The sequence below is a fragment of the Bradyrhizobium sp. SK17 genome (assembly GCF_002831585.1).
Taxonomy (GTDB): domain Bacteria; phylum Pseudomonadota; class Alphaproteobacteria; order Rhizobiales; family Xanthobacteraceae; genus Bradyrhizobium.
The window spans coordinates 3,690,765-3,710,380 of record NZ_CP025113.1 but is presented as its reverse complement, the minus strand read 5'-3'; the positions used below and the strand labels follow the sequence as shown (position 1 = coordinate 3,710,380).

General features: G+C 65.3%; 15 protein-coding genes. 8 read left to right on the top strand and 7 right to left on the bottom strand.

Features of this window, described 5'->3' with window-relative positions:
• Nucleotides 1-235: 235 nt before the first annotated feature.
• The 4 genes from CWS35_RS17105 to CWS35_RS17090 all read right to left on the bottom strand — a co-directional run bounded on the left by CWS35_RS17105 (nt 236) and on the right by CWS35_RS17090 (nt 6,150).
• Nucleotides 236-1,468, bottom strand: coding sequence for an MFS transporter (locus CWS35_RS17105; protein ID WP_245439067.1), 1,233 nt, complete (start codon nt 1,466-1,468; stop codon nt 236-238).
• Between the two features lie 91 nt (nt 1,469-1,559).
• Nucleotides 1,560-2,063 (bottom strand): PRC-barrel domain-containing protein, encoded by a 504-nt coding sequence (locus CWS35_RS17100; RefSeq protein ID WP_029879041.1) that lies wholly within the window; start codon nt 2,061-2,063, stop codon nt 1,560-1,562.
• Between the two features lie 37 nt (nt 2,064-2,100).
• The gene (locus CWS35_RS17095) at nt 2,101-4,302 is read right to left on the bottom strand and encodes an amylo-alpha-1,6-glucosidase (RefSeq protein WP_100952633.1); all 2,202 of its coding nucleotides are present in this window, start codon (nt 4,300-4,302) and stop codon (nt 2,101-2,103) included.
• 84 nt (nt 4,303-4,386) lie between these two features.
• Nucleotides 4,387-6,150 (bottom strand): ABC transporter ATP-binding protein, encoded by a 1,764-nt coding sequence (locus CWS35_RS17090; protein ID WP_024580831.1) that lies wholly within the window; start codon nt 6,148-6,150, stop codon nt 4,387-4,389.
• 312 nt (nt 6,151-6,462) lie between these two features.
• On the opposite strand from CWS35_RS17090, the gene CWS35_RS17085 reads away from it, so the two are divergent.
• From CWS35_RS17085 to CWS35_RS17060, 6 genes are all read left to right on the top strand, one after another.
• Nucleotides 6,463-7,530 carry a glycosyltransferase family 4 protein gene (locus tag CWS35_RS17085; RefSeq protein ID WP_024580830.1) on the top strand — a complete coding sequence of 356 codons (1,068 nt, stop codon included), beginning with the start codon at nt 6,463-6,465 and terminating at the stop codon, nt 7,528-7,530.
• A gap of 301 nt (nt 7,531-7,831) precedes the next feature.
• A complete protein-coding gene (locus tag CWS35_RS17080; RefSeq protein WP_100952632.1) occupies nt 7,832-9,085 on the top strand; it encodes an ABC transporter substrate-binding protein in 1,254 nt (417 codons plus the stop codon).
• A gap of 16 nt (nt 9,086-9,101) precedes the next feature.
• Complete coding sequence (locus CWS35_RS17075) at nt 9,102-9,971, top strand: branched-chain amino acid ABC transporter permease (protein ID WP_100952631.1); 870 nt, start codon at nt 9,102-9,104, stop codon at nt 9,969-9,971.
• Nucleotides 9,971-10,957: a branched-chain amino acid ABC transporter permease gene (locus CWS35_RS17070; protein ID WP_100952630.1), complete on the top strand. Its 987-nt coding sequence runs from the start codon at nt 9,971-9,973 to the stop codon at nt 10,955-10,957. The genes CWS35_RS17075 and CWS35_RS17070 overlap by 1 nt, the downstream gene beginning before the upstream one ends.
• 10 nt (nt 10,958-10,967) lie before the next feature.
• Nucleotides 10,968-11,711: an ABC transporter ATP-binding protein gene (locus tag CWS35_RS17065; RefSeq protein ID WP_024580826.1), complete on the top strand. Its 744-nt coding sequence runs from the start codon at nt 10,968-10,970 to the stop codon at nt 11,709-11,711.
• Nucleotides 11,704-12,408 carry an ABC transporter ATP-binding protein gene (locus CWS35_RS17060; protein WP_168226342.1) on the top strand — a complete coding sequence of 235 codons (705 nt, stop codon included), beginning with the start codon at nt 11,704-11,706 and terminating at the stop codon, nt 12,406-12,408. The genes CWS35_RS17065 and CWS35_RS17060 overlap by 8 nt, the downstream gene beginning before the upstream one ends.
• Nucleotides 12,409-12,544: 136 nt before the next feature.
• On the opposite strand, the gene CWS35_RS17055 is transcribed toward CWS35_RS17060, so the two are convergent.
• From CWS35_RS17055 to CWS35_RS17045, 3 genes are read right to left on the bottom strand one after another with little or no spacing between them, the layout of a single operon-like run.
• The gene (locus tag CWS35_RS17055) at nt 12,545-14,488 is read right to left on the bottom strand and encodes an alkyl/aryl-sulfatase (protein WP_100952628.1); all 1,944 of its coding nucleotides are present in this window, start codon (nt 14,486-14,488) and stop codon (nt 12,545-12,547) included.
• A 49-nt stretch (nt 14,489-14,537) separates the two neighbouring features.
• Entirely contained in the window at nt 14,538-16,358 is a 1,821-nt protein-coding gene (locus tag CWS35_RS17050) for an NAD(P)/FAD-dependent oxidoreductase (RefSeq protein ID WP_100952627.1), read from the bottom strand.
• A 47-nt stretch (nt 16,359-16,405) separates the two neighbouring features.
• Nucleotides 16,406-17,650 (bottom strand): acyl-CoA dehydrogenase family protein, encoded by a 1,245-nt coding sequence (locus tag CWS35_RS17045; protein WP_100956429.1) that lies wholly within the window; start codon nt 17,648-17,650, stop codon nt 16,406-16,408.
• Between the two features lie 102 nt (nt 17,651-17,752).
• Here CWS35_RS17045 and CWS35_RS17040 point away from each other — a divergent pair, with 102 nt between their 5' ends.
• Together CWS35_RS17040 and CWS35_RS17035 are read left to right on the top strand one after the other, a co-directional pair.
• The gene (locus CWS35_RS17040) at nt 17,753-18,541 is read left to right on the top strand and encodes an IclR family transcriptional regulator (protein WP_024580821.1); all 789 of its coding nucleotides are present in this window, start codon (nt 17,753-17,755) and stop codon (nt 18,539-18,541) included.
• Between the two features lie 92 nt (nt 18,542-18,633).
• Complete coding sequence (locus tag CWS35_RS17035) at nt 18,634-19,614, top strand: tripartite tricarboxylate transporter substrate binding protein (protein ID WP_157817176.1); 981 nt, start codon at nt 18,634-18,636, stop codon at nt 19,612-19,614.
• Nucleotides 19,615-19,616: the final 2 nt, after the last annotated feature.

The window sequence follows — 19,616 nt, the reverse complement described above, 5'->3', positions numbered from 1 at the left end:
TTCCTCAGTCGAAGTGCCTGCCCGCGCTGCCTCGATCTCTATCAGATCCCGATTTTGGATTGATTAACCGCTGTCACGCCGGGTGCTTGGCTGCTGGTTCATCGGCTCGTTCCAGCAGCAAATCACTCATATATGACGGCGCATGCAGGAGGAAGGTTCCGTGCGAACGAAACCGGCCCATAATTGCGGATATCCGGGGCCTGGAAGATAGCGGCCGATGCGGCCTCGTTCGCTGTCATGCCGTCCGCCGCGTCTCCGGCATCACCAGCCAGATCATGAATAGCCCGAGCGCAGCGACCCCGGCCAGGCCCATGAAAGCGGTGCCGCTGCCGAGCCTGTCGCTGACAAAGCCGGCCAGCACCGTGCTGAGCGATGCGCCGATGCCGACCGCGGTGCCGACGATGCCCTGCGCCAGGTTGAAATGGCCGCTACCGAACGCAACGTCAGCCACGATCAGCGGCACCATCACGCTGAAGATCGCCGCGGTGATGCCGTCGAAGACCTGCACCACGACGAGCAGATAGGGATCGCGCACCGTCGCGAACAACAGACCGCGGATCACCAGCGAGGCGAATGCGATCAGGAGCAGCGGCCGGCGGCCCCAGGCCTGCGCCTTGCGGCCGACCGACGGGGAACACAGCGCAACGATCGCCTGCGGCACGATAATGCAGGCGGCGATCAGGACCGGCGCCCATTGGCTCGACCGCGTCGTCACCACGCCCGCCATCAACGGCAGCATCGCGGCGTTGGCGAGCTGGAACAGCATCATCGCGCCGGCGAAGATCAGCAGCGAGCGCTGCCGGACCAGGCCGAGCACGCTTGTCGCCTTCTTGTCCGGCACCTCGCGCTTCACCGCGCCATGGGCCTGCGCGATATCGATCTCGCGCTCGCGGATCCGCGCGAGCGCCAGCAGCGTCGGGATCGCCAACAGGAAGGTGACGAGGAACACCGAACGGCTGGAGAGGAAATAGCCGCACGCGCCCATCAGCGCCGCGGCCGAGCCGCTGCCGAGCGAGGCGAAGCGCGCGTTGCGGCCGAGCCGCTCGCCGATCGCAAGCGGCCCGACCAAACCGAGGCTGATCGCGGCGATCGCCGGTCCCAGCACGCAGCTCGCAAGCGCGTGCAGCGTCGCGGCGAGCGTCACCACGGGAAAGATCGGCCACAGCGCATAGGCCAGCGCGGCCGATCCGATCGCGGCGACCGCGCAGCCCGCGACCACCCGTTCCGAGCGCGCCGCATCGACGATCGCGCCGCCCGGCATCTGACCGATCAGACCGATGATACCGCCGATCGAGAGCACGAAGCCGATCTCGACCTGGGTCCATTTCTGCGTCGTCAGATAGACCGCGATGAACGGGCCGAACCCGGTCTGCACGTCGGCCAGGAAGAAGATGAACCAGTCGAGCCCGCGCTGGCTTTCGCGCGATGGCGCGCGCGGTTGCCCCGGATCGGGCCGATCGGGCACCATCGGCACGACATTGGTGCCGGCTGACCGCTCACCACGATCGTCGCCAACCGCCTCGAAGGAAGAGTTCGGACGCGCGACCAGCTTCTGCCCCCTAATGCTCGTAATCCCATGGATGGAGATTGCCGGCCGCGCCCAGCACGATCAGCGGTGTATCTTCCTTGTATTCCGGCGCAGCGCTGACCTGCTGCTTGTTGAGGTCGAGCGTGATGCTGTCGCTCTTGCTGGAAACGCCGGCGAAACGCAGTGCGTTCCAGTCGACCACGATCTTGCGGCTGCCGACGCCGAGGAACCCGCCGAAATCGATCACGGCGGCGCGGACCTTGCCATCGCGATCGACGATGACGTCGACGATGCGGCCCATGTCTTCATTGGCGGAGCTGCGCACATCGCGCCCGAGAATGCCGTGGGCATCGCGCGCGCCGATCACGGTCACCGATGGCGGTGGCGACGGCTCCTTGGCCGCATCCTTCGGCGCCGGCGGCGCCGGGGCCGCCGCTGGCGGAGCTGGCGCCGGGGCGGCGTCGTCGCCGGCGCGGACGTTGGCGCAAGTCAGCAGCGCCACTGCGACCAATAAAATCATCACCCTCGGACGCATGTACCTCTCCCCACGATTTGCCGCTGCGCACGGACGCTCAATGCGTCAGCACGATCGACACCTGGATCTGGCCGCGCGTGCGCAGCACTTCGAGCGACACCTCGTCGCCGTGACGACGCAGCCTCAGGTCGACGCTGGAGGCACCGAGCCTCAGATCACGCAGCACCACCTCATTGAGGAACTCCGGCAGGCACGGATCGCGCAGCCTGATCTCGCCACGCGCGGTATCGAATTCGAGGCCGAGCGCGGCCTCCAGCAAGGTGAACGGTGTCGCGCTCGCCCAGGCCTGCGGCGCGCAGGCCACGGGATACAGCACCGGGCCGCGCCGGCGCTCGCGACGGAAGCCGCAGAACAGTTCGGGTAGCCGCCGCAGCTCCATATAGCTTGCGGCGTCGAACAGCCCCTTGAAGAGATGCGCGACCGAATGCTTGAGGCCGTAACGGGCCAATCCGAGCGCGATCAGCGCATTGTCATGCGGCCAGATCGAGCCGTCGTGATACGACATCGGATTGTAGCGCGCCTCGCCTGCGGCGACCGTGCGGATGCCCCAGCCCGTGAAGAATCTCTGGCTCATCAGATCGGCAGCGACCCGTCGCGCGCGGTCTTGGCGCACCATGCCCGAAAACAAGGTCTGTCCGGCATTCGACGTGCGCACCTTGCACGGCTGCTTGGCGCCGTCGAGCGCAAGCGCGTAGGTGCCGAGTTCCTCGCACCAGAAGGCCTGCTCGAACCGCTCGCGCAGCCGTTCGGCTTCGGCATCGAGCTTGGCGGCCTTGTCCGCGAAGCCGAGCCGGCGCGCCGTACGCGCGGCAAGCTGCTTGCCGGCGAACACATAGCCCTGCACCTCCGCCAGCGCGATGTTGCCTTCGGCGAGCCTGCCGTCGGCGTGGAAGATGGCGTCGAAGGAGTCCTTCCAGCCTTGGTTCCGAAGCCCCTCCTCGGTCGCGCGCTGATATTCGACGAAGCCGTCACGATCCGGATCCCCGGGACCGTCGATCCATTGCAAGGCGGCCTCGACCGCAGGCCACAATTCGCGCAACGTCTCGACGTCGCCGGTGCGCTCCAGATAGAGCCCGGCCAACAGCACGAACAGCGGCGTCGAATCGACGCTGCCGTAGTAATGCGCGAACGGCACCTCGCGCAGCGCGGCCATCTCGCCGCCGCGCATCTCGTGCAGGATCTTGCCGGGCGCGGCGTCGGCCAATGGATCGACGTCCTTGGCCTGGAACAGCGCCAGCCGCTTCAGCACGCCCCTGGCGATTCGTGGATCGACCCACAGCATCTGCAACGCGGTGATCAGCCCGTCACGGCCGAATGTCGTCGAGTACCAGGGAATGCCGGCATAGGGGTAACGGCCCTGCGGCGTCTCGGTCATCAGCATGTTGAGGTCGGCCATCGCCTGGCACAGCACCTCGTTGAAGATGTTGTTCGAGGTCTCGATCGAGGCCGCACCGGCCGAGGAATTGCGCATCTCGCGGCGGTGCGCCAGGAGCCCGCGGAAGAACGGCACCGGCTTCTGCATGATCGGCTTGTTGCAGGACACCGCGACGAACAGCGAGGTGACCCGGCCGGGCTCGAGGTCGAAATGATAGGTCGCGGCGTTGACCGACAGCCGCGTCGGCCGCGGATCGAAATGCAGCGCGGTGATCCGCGTCTGCTCGTCGAGACCGCGATACTCCAGCGCCACATCGGTCGGGCCAAGCAGCTTGCCCGACCCTATGCCGCGCCGCGGCCGCCGCTCGCCGCGCACCTCGAACAAATCGGCGAAATCATTGTCGAACAGCAGCGTGAGGTCGAAGCTCGCCACTTGCTCGCCGTGGTTCTGCAAGCCGATGCGCTGATAGGCGGTGCCGCGCCACAGGAAGATCGAGCGCACGATGTGCAGCGTATCCTTCTGCAAGGTCAGGCGGCCGTCGCGATAGACGTCGGAATTGGTGAGATCGACGGTCAGCGCCGAATTGTCGTCGCGCATGTTGGAGCCGAGCAGCAATGGCTGCACGCCCTCCAGCACCATCTCCAGCCGCGCGAGGTAACGCGTGTCGGCATTGAACAGGCCGTCCGGCCCGCCGGCCGAGGCGCCGATATCGCCATGGCTGTCGAGCACGATAAAGGTGTCGTCATGCTTGAGCGAGCGCCGCGGCCGCGCCGCGGGCCCGGTCATCGGGATATAGAACGGCGATTCGGCGACGTGCTCAGTGATGCGAGCGGTGATGATCTGCGTAACGACGTCAGCTGCCATCTGAACCTCTGGCGACTTTCTTCAGCTCGAGTCCGGGCTCTACGAACGCACGGGAACGCAAGCACATGCTTGATGACGCGGGGATCAGGCCGCGCTGGTGGAGAGGCGGCCCATTTCGCGCGCCACGAGGTCGCGGTAGGGACCCCTTCCCTTCACCAGGATATCGGGCGGACCGTCCTCGACGATCCGGCCGCCCTGCAACACGACCACGCGATCGAAGCTGCGCAGCGTCGCGAGACGGTGCGCGATCGCCACCACCGTACGCCCGCGCATCAGCCGCGACAACGCCTCGCGGATCGCCTCCTCGGATTCCGCATCGAGCGCCGCGGTGGCTTCGTCGAGCAGCAGGATCGGCGCGTCCTTCAGGAAAGCGCGCGCGATCGCGATGCGCTGGCGCTGGCCACCCGAGACCTTGACGCCGCGATCGCCGACGATGGTGTTCATGCCCTCAGGCAGGCTCTCGATGAAGTCGCAACGCGCCGCGATCGCGGCCCGCAGCACCTCGTCGTCGGTGGCGTCCGGCCGGCCGTAGCGGATGTTCTCCAGGATCGAACGATGGAACAGCGAGATGTCCTGCGGCACCACCGAGATTGCCGCGCGCAGGCTCTGCTGGGTGACGCGGGAGATGTCCTGACCGTCGACCGTGATGTTGCCCTGCTCGACATCGTAGAAGCGCTGCAAAAGGGTAAACAATGTTGACTTGCCGCCGCCGGACTGGCCGACCAGTCCGACCCGCTGGCCGGGCTGGATGCGCAGACCGAAGCGCTCGAACACCTGCAAGCCGCCAGGGTAGCGGAACGAGACGTTGTTGAAGGCGATCGCCGCGCCGCTCTTGACCAGCGCTTCGGCTTCCGGATGGTCCTTCAGCTCGTGCGGCTGCAACAAGGTCGCCAGCGCCTCGGTGAGGCGGGCAACGTGCTGGGTGACGTCGACCAAAGCAACGGCGAGATCGCGGGTCGCGCTGAGGATCGAGATGCCGAGCGTGCAAACCAGCACGACGTCACCGGTGGTGGCCTGGCCCTGTTGCCAGAGCGAGAGCGCCCAGGCCAGCATCGCGATCGTGAGAATCACCGTCACGGCAGCGTGAACGAGCCGGAGCTTTTCGAGATAGCGCAGCGATCGGCCGCGCGCGACGAGTTCCCGGTTCACGGTCGCATCGAAGCGGTCGTGCTCGTAGCCGAGGCCGCAGAACGCGCGCACCAGCGGCAGGTTGTTGATCACGTCGACCATCTCGCCGTCGACGGCGGCAGCCGTATTGGCGAAGGCGTCGTGCAGCGGCCGGCCGGCGGCGGCCATGCGGAACATCGCCACCACCATGGTTCCCGCGATCAGGATCAGCACGGCTGACATTGTCAGGCTAACAGTTCCAACCAAGGCGATCGCCGCGAAGGTCGCGATGCAAGGCGGCAACACGTTCCATACGAACATGTTCTCGACGGTGAACACCGCATTCGACGTCGCGGTGATCCGGCTGGTCAACATGCCCGGCAGCCGGTCGGTGAAATAGCTCGGCGCGTGACCGGTGAGATGGCGGAACATGTCACGGCGGAGATCTCCGGTGACGCTGACGAAGGTGTAGCTCGCGGTCCAGCTCGCGATCCTCCACAGGAAGTTGTCGGCCGCGATCAGCGACATGAGCAGAGCGAATGCCAGCCATACGCCATTTGCGGATGATGGCCCCGCCGACAAAGCATCAACCAGATTCTTCACGCCGTATTGCGTGCCTACCGAGCAGGCAACGGCCGCAACGACGGCGGACAAGATCACGACATGCGAGGGGAGCCGCCGGCGCAGATAGCGCAGCACGAATGGAAATGGGCGATGCGCATAGCCTGACAGATGATCCATGACGTCCTGCAAACCTGTTGAGGGTGAACGAGAAATTTTTAGTCGAAATTCTCGCGCACGATGACGTGAAGGGCGACGGCGGAATTCCTTGGTGCAGCCATCACTGCGCAACATTTTTGCAACGCTGGCGTCGGCAAAAACCTGTTGGAGCGAGATGGCATCAGCAAGACCACAGTGTGATGGAAGAAAGAAGCGGCAGAACTCCCACACCTAAGGAACCTCGCACGTGCGAGAACGTTCCCGTCTTCGGCATGTCGGTGCCATCTCAAGAGGGCTGAGGGTACATCCACATTACAAACAGGAGACGGAGAAATGCGCATCGCGCAGGTTGCCCCGCTGACAGAGGCTGTTCCCCCGAAGCTGTACGGCGGCACCGAACGGGTCGTGCACTGGCTGACCGAAGAACTTGTAACACTTGGACATGACGTGACGTTGTTCGCCAGTGGCGATTCACAGACCTCCGCGAAGCTCGATGCGACCTGGCCGAAGGCACTGCGCCTAGACGGCTCCGTCCGCGATCCCAACGCGCTGCACATGGTGATGCTGGAACGCGTGCGGCAGAAGGCCGACGACGACGAGTTCGACTTCCTGCACTGCCATCTCGATTACTATCCGTGGTCGTTGTTCGCGCGGCAGCCGACGCCGTTCGTCACCACGTTGCACGGACGGCTCGACCTCCCGGAGCACCAACCCGTGTTCAACACCTTCTCCAAGATCCCGGTGATCTCGATCTCCAACGCGCAACGGCGGCCGGTACCGCAGGCGCAATGGGTGCGGACCATCCATCATGGCTTGCCGGAGAATTTGCTGACGCCGCAACCGGCCAGGCAATCCTATCTCGCCGTGCTTGGGCGCATCGCACCGGAGAAAGGCGTCGATCGCGCGATCAAGATCGCGACCCGCTGCGGCATTCCGCTGAAGATCGCCGCCAAGGTCGACCGGGCCGATCAGGAATATTACGACGAGTTGATCAAGCCGCTGATCACGAACAATCCGCTGGTCGAGTTCATCGGCGAGATCAGCGACCGTGAGAAGCCGGATTTTCTCAGCGGCGCGATCGGGCTTTTGGTTCCGATCGACTGGCCGGAGCCGTTTGGGCTCGTGATGATCGAGGCCATGGCGTGCGGCACGCCGGTTATTGCGTATAACCGCGGCTCGGTGCCGGAGATCATCGAGGACGGCCTGACCGGCTTCATCGTCGAGGACGAGCTCAGCGCGGTCTCCTCGGTCGGCCGCCTGTCGACGCTCAACCGCGACGCCATCCGCAAGCAGTTCGAGACCCGCTTCACCGCGCGGCGGATGGCACTCGACTATCTCGCCGCCTACCGCAGCCTGATGGAAGCCAAGCCGCGCTTCAAGCTGGTGGCGAGCGCCGAGTAGCCGTTGCAGCGGCCGATCGAATGATCCGGCGTGCCGGCCGGCACTGCCAGTGCCGGTCCGTTGGCTCATTCGATTGTCAATAATACTGTGCCCCTCTACGGCAACTCTCACGCAGTGAACCGCTCCCGTGCGCGCGCTGCGCGATTGCTGCGACGCAACTATCGTTGCAGCGTTTCCTCAAGGCGTAACCGATATCGCCTTTGCGATTGCCGGATTACGTGCTCTTATGCACCCCGCTTGAGCAAAAAATAATAAGCGAGCGGACGGAGCAACCGGGCCGTGGTCGCACAGGGGGAACGCCATGACAGGGGACCGCAAGCCGTCGGCCATTAATAATACTGCGCCGACCAAGGCCTCACGGACAAAGCTGAACCGCCGCAAATTCCTCGCCAGGACCGGTGGCGCGCTCGCGGCCGGCGCATTCGGCGCGGTGCCGCTACGAGGCTGGGCCGCCGACCCGATCAACATCGGCGCGCTCTATCCGACCACCGGAAGCATGGCGCAGATCGGCACCGGCTGCGTCGCCGCGGCGAAGCTCGCGGTCGACATGGTCAACGAGGCCGGCGGCATCAAATCGCTCGGCGGCGCCAAGCTCAACCTCATCATCTCCGACGTGCAGAGCGACACCACGGTGACCCGCACCGAGACCGACCGCCTGATATCAGGCAACAAGCTGTCGGCGATCCACGGCTGCTACGCCAGCGCACTGACCTTGATCGCGAGCGAGGTGTGCGAGCGCGCCCGGGTTCCGATCATCACCGGCTCGAGCTCCGACCAGCTCAACAAGGGACGCAGCTACACCTTCACGCCGTTTGCGCGCGCCTCGCAATTCGCCAAGGCGCAGTTGCAGATGGCCAAGCTGGTCAGCGAGCAGGCCAAGGTCGCCGTCATCTTCGAGAACACCGCGTTTGGCACCTCGACCTCGAACGGGCTCAAGGAGTTGGCGCCGGGTGAAGGCGTCGAGATCGTGATGTTCGAGCCTTATTCGGCCGGCTTCACCGACGCCAGCCCGCTGATCAACAAGGTCAAGGCCTCCGGCGCCAATACGCTGTTCTCGCTGTCCTATCTCAACGACCTCATCCTGATCGTGCGTACGGTGAAGCAGGTCGGGCTCAACATCGCGATCAATGGCGGCTCGGGCGGCTTCGTGATGCCGGATTTCTACAAGAATGTCGGCAAAGCCGCCGAGGGCCTGCAGGGCGTCGCGCACTGGAACCACGACGTCAGCGACGATGCGCAGAAGGTCAATGTCGAGTTCAAGAAGCGCACCGGCGAATTCGCCTTCGAATATGCCGGTGGCCTGGTGGCGCAGACCTTCATGCTGGCGGACGCGCTGGAGCGTGCCGCCTCCGCCGATCCGAAGAAGGTGCGCGAGGCGCTCTCGACGCTCGACGTCTCCTCGGGTTATGCGGCGATGGCGCCGGGCGGCAAGGTGAAATTCGGGCCCGACGGCAAGAACGTCTATGGCCGTCCGGTCGGCGTGCAATGGCAGAACGCCGATCTCGTCAGCGTCTTCCCCAAGGAAGACGCCCGCGCCCCGCTGATGAAGACCTGAACCGCGGTCGGATCAGATGTGGGAGACACTGGCCCAGGCCGTCATCAACGGCCTGCTCATCGGCGGCATCTACGCGCTCGTCAGCATCGGCGTCACGCTGATCTTCGGCGTGGTCAAGATCGTCAATTTCGCCCAGGGCGAGTTCGTGATGATCGGGATGTATATCTCGTTCTTCCTCGCCACCCAGTTCGGCATCGATCCGCTGGTCTCGCTGGTGGTCTCGATGCCGGTGCTGTTTTTGGCCGGCGTGCTGATCCAGCACTTCCTGATCCGCCGGGTGCTCGGGCCGAACGACATGCCGCAGATCTTCCTGACCTTTGCGCTGTCGCTGTTGCTGTTGAACCTCTCGCTGATGCTGTTCAGCGCCAATTACCGCACCGTCCACACCTCCTATTCGGATGAGGCGTGGCACATCGGCGGCCTGTACATTCCGGTGGCCAAGCTGATCGCCTTCGCGGTCGCGATGGCGCTGAGCGGCCTGCTCTGGGTGTTCCTGCACACCACCGACCTCGGCCGCGCCATGCGCGCGGCATCGCAGAACCGCGATGTCGCGATGCTGATGGGGATCAACCCGAACCGCGTGTTCGCGGTTGCGTTCGGCACCGCGCTGGCGCTGGCAGGCGCCGCCGGCTCGCTGCTGATGCCGTTCTATTCGGCCTATCCGTTCGTCGGCCAGGTGTTCGTGCTGATGGCGTTCGTCGCCGTCGTGATGGGCACGCTCGGCAATGTGATGGGCGCGCTGATCGCAAGCCTGATGATGGGCATCGCGGAATCGCTCGGCATCCAGTTCGTCGGCGCCGATTCCGGGCTGATCGTGGTATTCGCGCTGCTGCTGCTGACGCTGGCCTTCAGGCCGAGCGGCCTTGGCGCCAGGAGGGGCCGCTGATGCAGACGTCAGGCACGTTGAAATGGCTCGGGCTTGCGATCGGCGCGGTCGTCATGCTCGCGCTGCCGCAAATCGTCTCCTCGTCGTTTGCGATCGACATTTTCATCCGCATCCTGCTGTTCTCGTTCATCGGCGTCGCCTGGAACCTGATGGGTGGTTATGCCAAGCAGCTCTCGCTCGGGCACGCCGCCTATTTCGGCCTCGGCGCCTACACCTCGACTATCATGCAGGTGAATTACGGCATCTCGCCCTGGATCGGGATGATCGCGGGCGGCGTGGTGGCGATGCTGGCGAGCCTGCCGATCGGCTGGCTGTGCTTCCGCCTGCGCGGCCCCTATTTCACCATCGCGACCATCGCAACCGCCCAGGTGCTGATGCTGATCTTCCTCAAGTTCCGCGACTTCGCCTGGGGCGCCGAAGGCACCACAATCCCGAACCTCGGCAGCGCGCCGCTGATGATGCAGTTCGAGGAGAAGTCCTCGTATTACTACGTCGTGCTCGGGCTGCTCGTCGTCGGCCTCTGGATCACCCACAGGATCGAGACATCCTGGATGGGCTACTATCTCGTCGCGATCGGGGAGGATGAGGACGCCGCCGAGGCGGTCGGCGTCAACGCGCCGAAGGTCAAGCGCGACATATACATGATCAGCGCGTTCCTGACCGCACTCGCCGGTACTTTCTACACGCAGTACATCTACTTCATCGATCCGGCGACCGCGTTCAGCTTCAACGTCTCGATCGAAGCGGCGCTGGTATCGATCGTTGGTGGCATCGGCACGTTGTGGGGCCCCGTGATCGGCACCGTGCTGCTGGAAACCACCTCGGCGCTGCTGCAAAGCTGGCTCGGCAGCTCGGTGGGCGGTATCCAGCTCACGGTCTACAGCCTGATCCTGATGGCGGTGATCCTGTGGCGGCCGACGGGACTGATCGGGTTCGCGACCGACCTCTATCACCGTTTCCGCCGGCGCCAGCCGGCGCGGGCCTGAGGTCGGTGCGATGGCGGAAGCATTGGTGATCAAGGGTCTCAGTAAACGGTTCGGCGGCCTGCGCGCCGTGCAGGACGTCAGCTTCACCGTGCAGGAGAACGAGACCGTCGCGTTGATCGGGCCGAACGGCGCCGGCAAGACCACGAGCTTTCATCTGATCACGGGATTTCACCGGCCGGACTCCGGCTCGGTGCTCGCCTTCGGCCACGAAGTCGTTGGCCTCAAGCCACACGACGTCTGCGCGCTCGGCATGGCCCGCACCTTCCAGGTGGCGAAGCCGTTCGGCGCGATGACGGTGCTGGCCAATGTAATGACCGGCGCTTTCCTGCGCGACCGCCACATCGCCGCCGCCCGCACCAAGGCGCTCGAAGCGATCGAATTCGTCGGCCTCGGCGCCAAGGAGCAGACCCCGGCCAAGGACCTCACCACGATCGACCAGCGCCGGCTCGAGATGGCCCGCGCGCTCGCGACGCAGCCGAAGATCCTGCTGCTCGACGAGGTGATGGCCGGGCTCAACCCGGCCGAGATCGACCAGGCGGTGGCGCTGGTCAGGAAGCTCTCCGCGAGCGGCCTGACCATCGTGATCGTCGAACACGTCATGCGCGCGATCATGGCGGTGGCGCGCCACATCGTGGTGCTTGACCATGGCCAGAAGATCGCCGAGGGCGCACCGAAGGAGATCGTGGAGAATCCGGAAGTGATCCGCGCCTATCTCGGCTCCTATGTGCACCCTCCGGGAGACGCCCATGCTTGAGCTCTCCGGCGTCAGCGCCAGCTACGGCTCGGTCCCCGCGATCACCGACGTCAGCATCTCGATTCGAGCCGGCGAAGCCGTCGGCCTGCTGGGAGCCAACGGCGCCGGCAAGAGCACGACGCTGCGCGCGGTCTCCGGCCTCGTCAAACTGTTCGCCGGCAAGGTCACGTTCGACGGCGTCGATCTCGCCACGCTGCCGCCCTACCGGATCCCCGAGCTTGGCATCGCGCATGTTCCGGAAGGCCGCCAGGTGTTTCCGGAGATGACGGTGCAGGAAAATCTCGAGATCGGCGCCTATGTGCCGAAAGCCAAGGCGGATCGCGCGCGCACGATGGAGCTGGTCTACAGCATCTTCCCGCGGCTCGCCGACCGCAGGAAGCAACTGGCCGGCACCATGAGCGGCGGCGAGCAGCAGATGGTCGCGGTCGGCCGCGGGTTGATGCTGAAGCCGCGCCTGTTGATGCTGGACGAGCCCTCGCTCGGCCTTGCACCCGTGATGACCGACGTGACCTTCGAGAAGATCGGCGAGATCCACAAGATGGGCACCGCGATCCTGCTGGTCGAGCAGAATGTCAGCCGCGCGCTGTCGCTGGTGCAGCGCGCCTATGTGCTGGAAAGCGGCAACGTGATCATGCAGGGCACGAGCGCCGAACTCGCCAACAACAAGCAGGTGCAGGCGGCGTATCTCGGGATTTGAGAGCACACTCGTCAACCGTCATCCTGAGGAGCGCGAAGCGCGTCTCGAAGGATGCACGGCCCGGCCGGTGGCCGTCGCCCCTTCGAGACGCACACAAGAGCGTGCTCCTCAGGGTGACGGTCAACGTTCGGCTCCTCTACCTCACCACCGTCCGCTTCGGCTCGACGATCTCGAACATCCGCGGAAACTCGTCCATCAGCATCATCAGCTCGCCGAGCCGCAGCGGCTCACCGGAGACCTTGACCTTGCCGGCGCCGACCGCTTCCGGGAACGTGGTCAGCTTGGCGATGACCTCGTCGAGCACGCTGCGCGCCAGCGTGAAGCTGGCGTGCGCATCGGCCGCCTGCGCGCCCTTGACATAGGTCAGCGCGGAATTCTCGAGATTGAGCACGAAGCTCTCGCCGGTGTCGGTGAAGCTCCAGTTCAACACGATGCGCTTGCCTTCGGCCTTGGGGCCGTTGAGGCGGATGCCGAGGACGTCCCAAAGCTGCTCGGTCCGCAGTGCAGCCAGCGTCTCGCGCGGCATCGGCGAGCGCGGCGGCGTCTTCGGCATGCCCTGCCGCAGCTCCTGGGCACCGAACAGATAGGCGTTGCGCCAGGTCGAGCTCTCGGCCGCATAACCGAGCTGCTCGAACGTATCGGCCAGCAGGGCGCGCGCCGCCGTGTTGTCGGGCTCGGCGAACACCAGATGGCTGACGGCCTGCGCGACGAAGCGGAATTCGCCCTTGGCGAAATCAGCCGTGGCGCGCTTCAGGATCGCATCGGCGCCGCCCATATACTCGACATATTTCTTGCCGGCCTCGACCGGCGGCAAGGGATCGAGATTGACCGGATTGGCGTCGTACCAGCCGAGATACTTCTGGTAGATCGCCTTCACATTGTGCCTGATATGGCCGTAATAGCCGCGGCCGTGCCAGGCGCCCTCTAAGCTCGCAGGCAGCCGGATCGTCTCGGCGATCTCGGCGGCATTGAGCCCATGGTTCATCAACCGGATGGTCTGGTCATGCGCGAACTTATAGAGGTCGCGCTGCTCGCGGATCATGGTGTCGATCCGCTCGCGCCCCCACACCGGCCAATGGTGCTGGCCGCACATCGCCTCGGCCTTGCCGCCCCACATCTGCAAGGCTTCGCCGAGATACTTCGACCACGCCAGCGCGTCGCGCACGTCGGCGCCGCGGAACGGCAGCAGATTGTGGAAATTGTGCGTGCAGTTCTCCGCGAGGTTCAACAGTTTGTAGCGCGGGATGAAGAAGTGCATCTCCGCGGGCGCCTCGCTGTTCGGCGCCATCTGGAATTCGAACTCGACGCCGTCGATCACCCGCTTGTCGCCAGTCGCAATGATCAGGTCGGTCGGCCGCAGCAGCGCCACGCCGCCCGCCGCCATGGTCTTGCCGAGCCCGCAATCGACCTGGCCACGCACGCCCTTGGCGAGGAACGGCCCGAACTGGTATTGCGCCCGGCGCAGCATCGCCGGCCCGGCGATGATGTTCTCGGAGACCGCGTGCTCCATGAAGAAGTTCGGCGCGATGATCGGCACGCCCGCCGCCAGCATGGCGTCGTCGAGCACGCCGCGCGCGCCGCCCCAATGGTCGGTGTGGGTGTGGGTGAAGATGACGGCGGCGACCGGCCGCTTGCCGCGATGCTGGAAGTACAATTCCATCGCGGCGCGCGCGCCCTCGATCGAGGTCAGGGTGTCGACCACGATGACGCCCTTGTCGCCCTCGATCAGCGTCATGTTGGCGATGTCGAGCCCGCGCACCTGGTAGACACCGGGCACCACCTCGAACAGGCCATGGTGCATGTTGAGCCGCGACTGCCGCCACAGGCTCGGATCAACGGTCGCGGGCGCCTTCTCCTCGGACAGGAAGCCGTAAGGCTCGAGGCTCCAGACCACCCGTCCCTGCGCCGAGGTGATTCGCGCGTTGTCGATGGTGCCGAGGAAGCCGCGCGCGGCATCATCGAAATCCCTGGTGTCGGCGAATGGCAGCGCCTTCAGGGTCGCTTCGTGCTGCGCGATGACCGGCGCGGACGCCGCCTTCGGAGCCTCGTGCGATGGTTCACCTGCACTTGTCTGGGTCATACTCGAGCACTCCCTCGTTTGGCGGAAATCCGTCCCGTCCGCGCGTCACTCAGCGGAATTGCAGGCCTTCGAACTGACCGCTGCTGCGCCACTCGTCGATGTATTTGAAATAGGCCAGTGCACCCGCCGGATATCCGACATTGAGCTTGGCCGCGGGCCCGGGCTCGCGTCCCTCATTGTTGTAATAGCCGGGCGTACAATCGGGGCCGCCGATCATGCGGCCGACCGCAGTCAGCAGCAGTTCGATCCAGCGGTCCTCGGCGTCCTTGCTGACTTCGATCTCCTTGAAACCATTGTCCCGCGCATGACCGACCATCAAGGCGATGGTGCGCGCCGCCTCGGTCAGGTTGTGCGGCACGTTGGAGATCAGATTGGCGCCCTGCGTCGGCTGCACGAAGAACAGGTTCGGGAAGCCATGGACGTGGATGCCGTGCTTGGTGCGCATGCCCTCGCCCCAATAGTCCGACAGCTTGATGCCGTCGCGGCCCGCCACGTCGAACCCCGCCCGCCGCTTGTACTCGGTGCCGACCTCGAAGCCCGACGCGTAGATGATGCAGTCGAGTGGATATTCCTTGCCGGCGACGACAATCCCGTTCTCGGTAATCTCCTCGACGCCCTTGCCGTCGGTATCGACCAGATGGGTGCCCGGGGTGTTGAACGCTTGCAGATAGGCGTCGTGGAAACACGGCCGCTTGCAGAGCTGACCGTACCAGGCCTTGAGGTTCTTCGCGGTGTCGGGATCGCCGACGATGGTGTCGATCCGGTTGCGGATTTCCTCCATCTTCTCAAAGTCAGAGTCCTCGAACGCCGCCCGCATGTTCTCCACGGTGCGCTGCTCGCGCGGCAGCAGCATGATCTTGGCGCGGATCCGCTTCGACAGGTCGGTCCAGCCATCCTGCACCAGGTCCTCCTCGGCCGATCCGCCGGCCTGATTGGCGGTGAAGTTCTCCAGCCAGCGCTGTTGCCAGCCCGGGATCGCGATATCGGCAAACCAGATGGGATCGATCGGGCCGTTGCCGCGCACGTCGACCGAGGACGGCGTGCGCTGGAATACGTAGAGCTCCTTGCAGGCCCGCGCGAGGTGCGGAATGCACTGCACCGAGGTCGCGCCGGTGCCGATGATGCCGACGCGCTTGCCAGCAAGCTTGTCCATCAACGCGCCGCGGGGATCGCCGCCGGTGTAGTCGTAGTCCCAGCGGCTGGTGTGGAACGAGTGGCCCTTGAAGCGCTCGATGCCGGCAATGCCGGGCAGCTTCGGCACATGCAGCGGGCCGGTGCCGATGCCGACATATTGCGCGGTGAAGGCATCGCCCCGGGTGGTGCGGATGATCCAGCGCGATTGCGCCGCGTCCCAATCCAGGCCCGTCACCTCGGTGTGGAACAGCGCGTTGTCATAGAGATTGAACTGCCGCCCGATCCGCTGGCAATGCGCCAGGATCTCCGGTGCATGCGCGTATTTCTCCGACGGCATGTGGCCGGTCTCTTCCAAGAGCGGCATGTAGACCATCGAGGCGGTGTCGCATTGCGCGCCGGGATATCTGTTCCAGTACCAGGTGCCGCCGAAATCGCCGCCCTTCTCGACGATGCGGACATCCTTGACGCCGGCCTCGGTCAGCCGCGCCGCGGTGGCGAGCCCGGCAAAGCCGCCGCCGATGAAGGCGAAGGTGACGTGATCGGTCTTCGGCGCGCGTTCCACCACCGGCGTGTAGGGATCCTCGAGATAATGCGCGAGCTGGCCCTTGATCTGGAGGTACTGGTCATTGCCGTCGGGACGCAGACGCTTGTCGCGCTCCTCGCGGTATTTCGAGCGCAGCCGCTCCTTGTCGATCGCGGCTGGCTTTGCGTCTCGGGCTTGCTCGGTCATCGTCATCGGAAGGCGCCTCGTTCAGGGAATGTCGCTGGGCACTGTAGCGCCGCTCAGGCGGGATGTGCAGCAAGATAGGGCGAATTGGCGATCGACCAGTCCGGCGTCGGCTCCATCCGGAAGATCTGCCGCAGATGCACTTCGTCGGGCCCATCGCCGATCCGGAGTAGCCGTCCCCACGCCAGCGCCTGATGAATCGGGGTGTCGTCGGAGCCGCCCATCGCGCCGAACACCTGGATCGCGCGGTCGGCGATCTTCTGCAGCATCGCCGGCACCGCGACCTTGATCAGCGAGACGTCGCGCCAGGCACCGTGATGGCCGGCCTGATCCAGCCGCCAGGCGCAGCGATAGGCGAGCAGCCGCGCCTGCTCCAGCTCGACGCGGGATTCCGCGATCCAGCGCTGCACGGTGTCGTACTGGATCACGGTGCGCCCGAATGCGCTGCGTTCCGCGGCGCGCGCCATCATCAGCTCGATCAGCAGCTCGCACAGCCCGATCGAACGCATGCAGTGGTGAATGCGCGCCGGCCCGAGCCGGACCTGCGCGACCTTGAAGCCCTCACCCTCGGCACCGAGCAGGTTTTCGGCGGGCACCCGGACATCGTCGAACACCAGCTCGCCGATCGGCGCGACATGATCCTCGCAGCCCATCCAGCGCAGCCGCCGCACCAGACGCACGCCGGGCGCATCCATCGGCACGATGATGCAGGAATGCCGGCTGGTGCGCTCGGCGCCGGCATCCGTCACCCCCATCACGATCAGGAAGCTGCAGTCCGGATGCGCGGCGCCGGTGATGAACCATTTGCGGCCATTGATCACGTAATGATCGCCGTCGCGCACCATCCGGGTCGCGATGTTGGTGGCATCGGACGAGGCCACGTCGGGCTCGGTCATGCCGAAGGCCGAGCGTGTCTCGGCGTTGAGCAGCGGCGCCAGCCAGCGCGCCTTCTGCTCCGGCGTCGCGCAATTCTGCAACGCGATCATGTTCGGGACATCGGGCGCCTGGCAGTTGAACACCTCCGGCGCCCAGAACAGCCGTCCCATGATCTCCGCCAGCGGCGCGTAGTCGAGATTGGACAGCCGTGTGCCCGGTTCGTCAGCGGCAAGTTCGGGCAGACCGAGATTCCACAGGCCTGCGGCGCGCGCCTTCCGTTGCAGCTCGGCCATGAAGGGCGGCGTGTCGTTGCGGGTGCGGACATGGTCGAGCCAGGCGCGATGCCGCGGCAGCACCTCCTGCTCGAAGAAGGCCATCAGATCGCCCCGCCAACGCTCCGATCGCTCGGACAGACCGAATTCCATGCCGCCTCCCATCTTTGCACGGGACATAAGCCGATATCGAAACGATTTGCAAATTCATTCCGATATCTTGACAGATAAGCAAAAATACGACCATTATTTCGTATGGCGGCATTGTCCTCGCTCGAACCTCAGACCGATCCATCCTTTGCGACCACCCTGGCGCACGGGCTCGACCTGTTGGCCGCGTTCCGCAACCACGCAGGTCCGCTGTCGAATGCGGAGCTTGCCGAGCACACCGGCCTGTCGCGGCCGACCGTGTCGCGCCTGACCTACACGCTGGAGCAGCTCGGCTATCTCAGGCGCGACGCCAAGGGCCGCTTCGTGCTCGGTCTCGGCGTGCTCGCCGCCGCCTATCCGGTGCTGTCGCAGCTCAAGGTCCGTCAGCTCGCGCGTCCGCTGATGCGCGACTTCGCGGCCTACGCCGGCGGCACGGTGTCGATCGCGATGCCATTCGGGCTCGACTTCATCTATGTCGAGACGCTGCGCACCACGGATGCAGTGCCGCACGTGCCTGACGTCGGCTTTGTCTCCTCGCTGGCGCCGACCGCGGTCGGGCGCGCGCTGCTGTCGCTGTTCACCAAGGACGAGCGCGACGCCTATGTCGCCCGCGTCAAGGCCGAACGTCCCGAAGAGCTCGACTATGTCGAGCGGCGCACGCTGCCCGACATCGAGCTCTGCAACGAGCGCGGCTTCGCCGTCTCGCTCGGCGAATGGCGGCGCGAGATCTTCGGCGTCGCCGCGCCGCTCTACCGCACGCCGACCGGCGAATGCCTCTCGGTGAATTGCGGCATTCCCTCGTTCCGCTTCAGCGCCGAGCAGATCGAGCGCGAATGCGGGCCGCGCATCCTCGGGCTCGCCCGCAGCATCCGCTCGCTGGTGGCCAACAGCTAGGGCATGATCCGGAGGCGCGTGAGGCGCCTTCCCAGAGATCATGCATCAATATCCGCATCGCACGAACGATGCGGCACATGGGGGAGGACGACATGCGTGGCATCACGACCGCGATGGCTTTGCTCGCGGCCATCGTCACGGCGCTCTGCGGCAGCACTGGCGCTCGGGCGCAGGACAATTATCCGAGCCGGCCGATCCACATCATCGTGCCCTACCCTGCCGGCGGCATCGTCGACATCGTTGCGCGCGCGGTGACCGAGCAGGTCGGCCGCGACTGGAAGCAGACCGTCGTGGTGGAGGCGCGTCCCGGCGGCAACAGCAATATCGGCACCGCGGCGGTCGCGCGCAGCGAACCGGACGGCTACACCTGGCTCGTCACCGGCCCGGCTTTGCTGGTCAACCCCGATCTCTACAAGGATGCCGGCTGGAACGCGGCCAAGGATTTCAGGTGCGTCGGCCTCGCGGTCTGGAATCAAAGCGTCGCGCTGGTGCATCCGTCGATGCCGGTAAAGACCATCGGCGAATTCGTCGAGCTGGCCCGCAAGCGGCCCGGAGAGTTCAACTTCGGCAATCCCGGCACCGGATCGTCGATCGACCTCAGCGCGCAGAAGCTGTTTCAGGTCGCCGGGATCAAGCTGACCAATGTCGGCTACAAGGGCCAGCCGCAGGCGCTGATCGACCTGATGACCAACCTGATGCATTTCGAGATCGTCTCGCTTGAGCTCGCTCTGCCGCACATCAAGGCCGGCAGCGTCAAGCCGCTCGCGGTGTTCACCGACAAGCGCGTCCCCGACCTGCCCGACGTCCCGACGATCGCGGAGGCCGGCTTTGCCGAGGCGGCCTACGTGCCCTGGTACGGAATCTACGTGCCGGCCGCGACGCCGGCCCCGCTGCTCGCCAGGATCAATGCGGCGATCAACAAGGCGTTGCAGAACCCCGACGTACAGCGCCAGCTCTCGCTCGCCAACATTCCCGGCAAGCCGATGTCGCTCGACGAACTCGCCGAGCTGATGAAGGTCGATCGGCAAAAGCTGACGACCGTGATCAAGACCTCTGGAATGGCGCTGCAGTAGAT

What these genes read in the sequence shown, in the direction of transcription:
- CWS35_RS17050 (WP_100952627.1), bottom strand. Translation starts at nt 16,358, where the DNA reads ATGACGATGACCGAGCAAGCCCGAGACGCAAAGCCAGCCGCGATCGAC.
- CWS35_RS17090 (WP_024580831.1), bottom strand. Translation starts at nt 6,150, where the DNA reads ATGGATCATCTGTCAGGCTATGCGCATCGCCCATTTCCATTCGTGCTG.
- CWS35_RS17070 (WP_100952630.1), top strand. Translation starts at nt 9,971, where the DNA reads ATGCAGACGTCAGGCACGTTGAAATGGCTCGGGCTTGCGATCGGCGCG.
- CWS35_RS17100 (WP_029879041.1), bottom strand. Translation starts at nt 2,063, where the DNA reads ATGCGTCCGAGGGTGATGATTTTATTGGTCGCAGTGGCGCTGCTGACT.
- CWS35_RS17085 (WP_024580830.1), top strand. Translation starts at nt 6,463, where the DNA reads ATGCGCATCGCGCAGGTTGCCCCGCTGACAGAGGCTGTTCCCCCGAAG.
- CWS35_RS17075 (WP_100952631.1), top strand. Translation starts at nt 9,102, where the DNA reads ATGTGGGAGACACTGGCCCAGGCCGTCATCAACGGCCTGCTCATCGGC.
- CWS35_RS17040 (WP_024580821.1), top strand. Translation starts at nt 17,753, where the DNA reads ATGGCGGCATTGTCCTCGCTCGAACCTCAGACCGATCCATCCTTTGCG.
- CWS35_RS17055 (WP_100952628.1), bottom strand. Translation starts at nt 14,488, where the DNA reads ATGACCCAGACAAGTGCAGGTGAACCATCGCACGAGGCTCCGAAGGCG.
- CWS35_RS17095 (WP_100952633.1), bottom strand. Translation starts at nt 4,302, where the DNA reads ATGGCAGCTGACGTCGTTACGCAGATCATCACCGCTCGCATCACTGAG.
- CWS35_RS17035 (WP_157817176.1), top strand. Translation starts at nt 18,634, where the DNA reads ATGCGTGGCATCACGACCGCGATGGCTTTGCTCGCGGCCATCGTCACG.
- CWS35_RS17060 (WP_168226342.1), top strand. Translation starts at nt 11,704, where the DNA reads ATGCTTGAGCTCTCCGGCGTCAGCGCCAGCTACGGCTCGGTCCCCGCG.
- CWS35_RS17105 (WP_245439067.1), bottom strand. Translation starts at nt 1,468, where the DNA reads ATGGTGCCCGATCGGCCCGATCCGGGGCAACCGCGCGCGCCATCGCGC.
- CWS35_RS17065 (WP_024580826.1), top strand. Translation starts at nt 10,968, where the DNA reads ATGGCGGAAGCATTGGTGATCAAGGGTCTCAGTAAACGGTTCGGCGGC.
- CWS35_RS17080 (WP_100952632.1), top strand. Translation starts at nt 7,832, where the DNA reads ATGACAGGGGACCGCAAGCCGTCGGCCATTAATAATACTGCGCCGACC.
- CWS35_RS17045 (WP_100956429.1), bottom strand. Translation starts at nt 17,650, where the DNA reads ATGGAATTCGGTCTGTCCGAGCGATCGGAGCGTTGGCGGGGCGATCTG.